The organism is Mesorhizobium sp. M7A.F.Ca.ET.027.03.2.1 (genome assembly GCF_003999175.1).
Classification (GTDB): Bacteria; Pseudomonadota; Alphaproteobacteria; order Rhizobiales; family Rhizobiaceae; genus Mesorhizobium.
In genome coordinates this window covers 1-5588 of the sequence record NZ_RZOM01000337.1, presented here as the reverse complement: position 1 = coordinate 5588, position 5588 = coordinate 1, and the positions used below count along the sequence as shown (strand labels likewise).

The 5588-nt window shown below is 61.2% G+C and carries 5 protein-coding genes; all 5 read left to right on the top strand.

What is annotated here, in order from left to right; genetic code table 11:
- Window positions 1-19 precede the first annotated feature (19 nt).
- From EN750_RS16350 to trbF, 5 genes are read left to right on the top strand one after another with little or no spacing between them, the layout of a single operon-like run.
- Entirely contained in the window at window positions 20-292 is a 273-nt protein-coding gene (locus EN750_RS16350) for a VirB3 family type IV secretion system protein (RefSeq protein ID WP_024502852.1), read from the top strand.
- A complete protein-coding gene (gene trbE, locus EN750_RS16345; RefSeq protein ID WP_126057782.1) occupies window positions 286-2736 on the top strand; it encodes a conjugal transfer protein TrbE in 2451 nt (816 codons plus the stop codon). Before EN750_RS16350 ends, trbE begins: the two co-directional genes overlap by 7 nt.
- Window positions 2733-3458 carry a P-type conjugative transfer protein TrbJ gene (gene trbJ / locus EN750_RS16340; RefSeq protein ID WP_024502854.1) on the top strand — a complete coding sequence of 242 codons (726 nt, stop codon included), beginning with the start codon at window positions 2733-2735 and terminating at the stop codon, window positions 3456-3458. The genes trbE and trbJ overlap by 4 nt, the downstream gene beginning before the upstream one ends.
- A 33-nt stretch (window positions 3459-3491) precedes the next feature.
- The gene (gene trbL / locus EN750_RS16335; RefSeq protein ID WP_126057783.1) at window positions 3492-4814 is read left to right on the top strand and encodes a P-type conjugative transfer protein TrbL; all 1323 of its coding nucleotides are present in this window, start codon (window positions 3492-3494) and stop codon (window positions 4812-4814) included.
- On the top strand, window positions 4815-5546 hold the full coding sequence (gene trbF, locus EN750_RS16330) for a conjugal transfer protein TrbF (RefSeq protein WP_126063930.1): 732 nt from the start codon (window positions 4815-4817) through the stop codon (window positions 5544-5546).
- Window positions 5547-5588 lie beyond the last annotated feature (42 nt).

The window sequence follows — 5588 nt, the reverse complement described above, 5'->3', positions numbered from 1 at the left end:
GTGGTGGGGCGCTCGTCTGATGGCCGCCGGGGAGCAGCATATCGAGGGCTTCGCAGTACCGGTCCACCGGGCGCTGACCGAGCCGATCCTGCTCGGCGGGGCTCCGCGCGCGGTGGCGATCCTCAACGGTACAGTGGCCGCGGCCATTGGCTTCGGCTTGCAGCAATGGATTGCTGGTCTGGTGCTTTGGATCGCAGGCCACTCGTTAGCGGTGTTTGCCGCAAGACGCGATCCGGACTTCGCCAGCGTGCTTGTGCGCCACCTACGTCTGAAGGGGTGGCTTGCATGCTGAACCTTTCGGAATATCGAAGCAAAGCCGACCGGCTTGCCGACCATCTACCCTGGGCTGCCTTGGTGGCGCCCGGCATCGTGCTCAACAAGGACGGCAGCTTTCAGCGGACGTTGCGGTTCCGCGGCCCGGATCTCGAAAGTGCGACGGAGGCTGAACTCGTCGGCATTTGCGCCCGGGCGAACAATGCTCTCAGACGCCTTGGCTCTGGCTGGGCATTGTTCTTTGAGGCCGAGCGCACAGAAGCGCTGGGCTATCCGAACTCGCATTTTCCTGACGCCGCGTCGTGGCTGGTCGACGAAGAACGCCGCGCTGCTTTCGAGGGGAAGGTAGCGCACTACGAGAGCCGCTATCATCTGACCTTGGTGTTTATGCCACCGCCGGACGCCCAGGCGCGCGCAGAAAGCGCGCTCGTCGACTCTCATTATTCCCGAGGAGAAAGAGACTGGCGCCAGGATCTGGCGAGGTTCCGTGACGAGACCAACCGCGTGCTCGATCTCTTCTCGGGTTTCATGTCCGAAGTACGCGTCCTCGATGATGCTCAGACGTTGACCTACCTCCACGGCACGATTTCGCCTCGTCGCCATCCTATCATGGCCCCGGAAACGCCGATATATCTGGATGCAATCCTGGTCGATGCGCCGCTTACCGGTGGCCTGGAGCCGATGCTGGGTGAGCAGCATCTTCGCACACTGACCATCCTCGGCTTTCCGAACCTCACCCGGCCCGGAATCCTCGATACCCTCAATCATCAGGATTTCGCCTATCGCTGGATGACGCGCTTCATTCCGCTCGAGAAAACGGAAGCCACGAAGACGCTGACGCGATTGCGCCGGCAGTGGTTTGCCAAGCGCAAATCGATCGTGGCAATCCTACGCGAGGTCATTACCAACGAGCCGGTCCCGCTTGTCGATAACGATGCCGACAACAAGGCGCTCGATGCCGACGAAGCCCTTCAGGCATTGGGCGGTGATCATGTGAGTTTCGGCTATCTCACCACCACCGTGACGGTGTGGGGCGAGGATCGCCAAGCCGCTGCAGAGAAGCTTCGCGCGGTCGAGCGCATCATCAATGGGCTCGGCTTCACCACGATCCGAGAAGGCGTCAATGCGGTCGAGGCTTGGCTCGGCTCATTGCCTGGCCATGTCTACGCTAACGTTCGCCAACCGCTCGTTCATACATTGAACCTTGCCCATCTCATGCCGCTGTCGTCGGTTTGGGCCGGTCCTGCGACAAACGAGCATCTCGCGAAAGTCACCCAAACCGAAGCGCCACCGCTTTTCGTTGCCGAGACCAGTGGGTCGACACCGTTTCGGCTTTCCACCCACGTCGAAGATGTCGGCCACATGCTGGTTGTTGGTCCGACCGGCGCCGGCAAGTCGGTTCTGCTTGCTCTGATTGCTCTGCAGTTCAGGCGCTATGCCGGCGCCCAGGTTTATGTCTTCGACAAAGGCAATTCGGCCCGTGCTGCAACACTTGCCATGGGTGGAGAACACCACGCGCTAGGAGCGGACGGTTCCCTTGCCTTTCAGCCACTGCGCAGCATCAACGACCAGGCTAGCCGAAGCTGGGCGGCCGAATGGATCGCCAGCCTTGTTGCCCACGAGAACGTCACCGTCACGCCGGAGGTGAAGGAGGCTATTTGGTCAGCGCTGGCCAGCCTTGCCACCGCGCCGGCGCAGGAACGCACACTGACCGGTCTTTCGGTCCTGCTTCAATCCAATGCGCTGAAGACCGCATTGATGCCCTACACGCTCGACGGTCCCTTCGGCCGCCTGCTCGATGCCGATCATGATGGGCTGGCCTTGTCGGATGTGCAGTGTTTCGAGACCGAGGAGTTAATGCACAGCCAAGGCGCTTTGCTGCCGGTGCTTACCTATCTGTTCCAGCGACTTGAGGAACGGTTCGACGGACGGCCCACGCTGATCATGCTCGACGAGGCGTGGGTCTATCTCGACAATCCGCTGTTCGCCGCCCGCATCCGCGAATGGCTGAAGGTGCTGCGAAAGAAGAACGTGTCGGTTGTCTTCGCTACGCAGTCGCTGGCTGATATCGCGGGCTCTGGCATAGCGCCGGCAATCATCGAAAGCTGCCCGCAGCGCATTTTCCTTCCCAATGATCGTGCCGTGGAACCCCAGGCGCGCACAGCCTACGAGCGCTTCGGTTTAAGCGAGCGGCAGATCGAATTGATCGCCCGCGCCACGCCGAAGCGTCAGTATTATCTGCAATCGCGCCGCGGCAACCGTCTGTTCGAGCTCGAGCTTGGCCCCATCGCTCTTGCGCTTTGCGGTGCTTCCGATCCGGCCACGCAGACTCTGATCGACAGGATCATGTCCGAAGACGGGCAAGGCAGCTTTGCCTCGCAGTTCCTGATCGCGCGCGGCCTCGATTGGGCCGGCGAACTTCTCAAGCAATTCCCTCAACCAGACAAGGAGCAATTCTCATGATGCGGCGACGCCTTCTCTCCGGCCTGATCACCGTTTCCCTGATCGCCAAGCCTATGGCCGACTATGTGCAGCCCGCGTACGCCCTTATCGTGTTCGATCCGTCCAATTATGCGCAGAACGTGCTGACGGCCGCGCGCGCATTGGAGCAGATCAACAACCAAATCCAGTCGCTGCAGAATCAGGCGACCATGCTGCAGAACATGGCGCGCAATCTTCAGCGTCTGGATTTCTCTTCCGTTGGCCAACTCACCGGTTCGCTCCATCGCATCGACGGCTTGATGGACCAGGCGAGTGGCCTCAGCTTTGATCTGGGCAAGCTTCAAGACCAGTGGCGCAGCCAATATCCGGAAAGCTACGACGCCACGATCAAAGTCAGCGATGTGGCGAGTGCTGCGCGGGAGCGTTGGCAAACCGCCATGCAGGCGTTCCGCCAGACCATGGGTGTCCAGTCGCAAATCGTCGAGAACGTCCGCGCCGACGGCGATCTGCTCGCCGATCTCGTCAACCGCAGCCAAGGGGCGGCCGGTGCGCTTCAGGCAAGCCAGGCCACCAACCAGCTGATGGCGCTTTCGACAAAACAGCAGATGCAGATCCAGACGCTGCTCGCAACGCAGTTTCGAGCTGAGGCCGAGGATGCCGCCCGCAAGGCCCAGTCAGACGAAGCCGCCCGCGAGATGACGAAGCGGTTCTTGGGTACCGGCTCGGCTTATCCCGGCAATTAATCACGAGTTCATCACGACGAGAAAGGCAGCGGCATGAACGACCTTGGCGTCATCGATCGCTTCATGGAGACCTTCATCCGCTACATCGACAGCGGGTTCGGTCTGCTATCGGGCGACCTCGCCTTCCTCACTACCATTCTGATCGGCATTGACATCACACTTGCCGGCCTGGCGTGGGCGCTCGGCGACGAAACCAGCGTTCTCGGCCGGCTTGTCCGCAAGGTGCTCTATGTTGGCGTCTTCGCCTTCATTCTGAACAATTTCAAGAACCTCGCCGATATCGTTTATCGTTCTTTTGCCGGTCTCGGGATTAAGGCGTCGGCCGGCAATCTGTCGGCAGACAATCTCTTGCGCCCGGGCCGCATTGCCGCGACCGGTTTCGAAGGTGCTTGGCCAATGCTTGACCAAGCCAGTCAGCTCCTGGGCTTCCCGGAAATCTTCGGCAACGCACTGACCATCTTCGTGCTGCTGATGGCCTGGTTCCTGGTTATCATCGCCTTCTTCATCCTTTCCATCCAGCTTTTCATCACCATCCTAGAGTTCAAGCTCACCACGCTGGCAGGTTTTGTTTTGGTTCCATTCGCACTTTGGAACCGTTCAGCGTTCCTGGCCGAACGCGTGCTCGGCCATGTTATCTCGTCAGGCATCAAGGTGATGGTGCTCGCCGTCATTGTCGGTATCGGCTCCACGCTCTTCGGGGAGTTCGCTTCCGCATTGCAAGGCAAGGAGCCGGATCTTGCCGGTGCCATGTCCCAGGTACTGGGCGCACTGGCACTGCTTGGCCTTGGCATTTTTGGGCCGGGGATCGCGTCGGGTCTTGTCTCAGGCGCACCGCAGCTTGGGGCGGGCGCCGCCCTCGGCACGACCGCGGCGGCAGCGGGTGTATCACTCGTTGCTGGAGGCACAGCATTTGCTGGCGCGCGTATGGCAACCAGCGGCGGTCTCGCCGCCATCCGAGCCGGCACAACAATGGGATCGGCTGCTTCCACGTCATGGCAGATCGGGCGCGCAACCTCGCCCGACGCTGGCCTCTCCGGTGTGGCTGCTGGAATGCATGGTGTAACCAGTGCAGCTGGCGGCGCCGCTATACGCATAGCGCGATCCGCCACTGCAAGTGTTGGGCGCAACGCCGATGCCGGGCGCGATGCCGCGTGGACCGCGACCGGCGGCGCGCCGACAGCGTCAATGACCGAACGCTCTGCCGGTTCGGCCACTGTTTCGGCGCCGACGTGGGCAAGGCGCCTACGTTCTGAACAGACCGCCCGGGCAAATCGCCACGCTGCCATGCAAGCTGTCCGAGACGGAGACCGGCCGGGAGGCAGCGCCAACCCCTCTCTCAACGACAAGGATGACTAGATGCTCTTCAAGCGACCCGTGCACCGTTACGGCAAAACACCCGAACCGGTCACGCCGTATCAAAAAGCCGCCCAACTGTGGGACGAGCGCATCGGCTCATCTCGACTGCAGGCCAGGAACTGGCGGATCATGGCCCTTGGCTGCCTGGCCTTGGCGACCGGGCTTTCCGGCGGACTCGTATGGCAGTCGATGCAAAGCCGTGTCGTGCCTTATGTCGTCGAGGTCGATGGCTTCGGCGAGACGCGCGCCGTCGCGCCGGCGGTCCGGAATTATGAGCCCTCGGATGCTCAGATCGCCTGGCATCTCGGCCGCTTCATCCAGAATGTCCGTTCCGTTTCCACCGATCCGGTTTTGGTTCGGCAGAACTGGTTGGCAGCGTACGACTTTGCTAGCGATCGCGCAGCGCTCTTCCTCAACGAATACGCCAAGGCGAACGACCCCTTCGGTCAGATCGGAACGCGCAGTGTTTCGGTACAGGTCACCAGCGTGGTCAGAGCCTCCGAAAGTTCATTCCAGGTCAAATGGACCGAGCAGGTGTTTGAGCGCGGAAGCCTTGCCAGCACGATGCGCTGGACTGCGATCCTCACGATCGTGATCCGCTCGCCAAGCAATACGGATCAGCTGCGCAAGAATCCGCTCGGCGTCTTCATCAATGCCATTGACTGGTCACGCGAGCTCGACAGCGCCGTCCCAGCCCCCCTTTCTCCGACGGAGTCCACCAATGAAAGGTAAAATGTCACCGATTCGTGCCGTGCTGATCCTATCGGTGTCGGC

Excerpts from the sequence above, each read along its gene's own strand:
- EN750_RS16350 (WP_024502852.1), top strand. The coding sequence starts at position 20 with ATGGCCGCCGGGGAGCAGCATATCGAGGGCTTCGCAGTACCGGTCCAC.
- trbE (WP_126057782.1), top strand. The coding sequence starts at position 286 with ATGCTGAACCTTTCGGAATATCGAAGCAAAGCCGACCGGCTTGCCGAC.
- trbJ (WP_024502854.1), top strand. The coding sequence starts at position 2,733 with ATGATGCGGCGACGCCTTCTCTCCGGCCTGATCACCGTTTCCCTGATC.
- trbL (WP_126057783.1), top strand. The coding sequence starts at position 3,492 with ATGAACGACCTTGGCGTCATCGATCGCTTCATGGAGACCTTCATCCGC.
- trbF (WP_126063930.1), top strand. The coding sequence starts at position 4,815 with ATGCTCTTCAAGCGACCCGTGCACCGTTACGGCAAAACACCCGAACCG.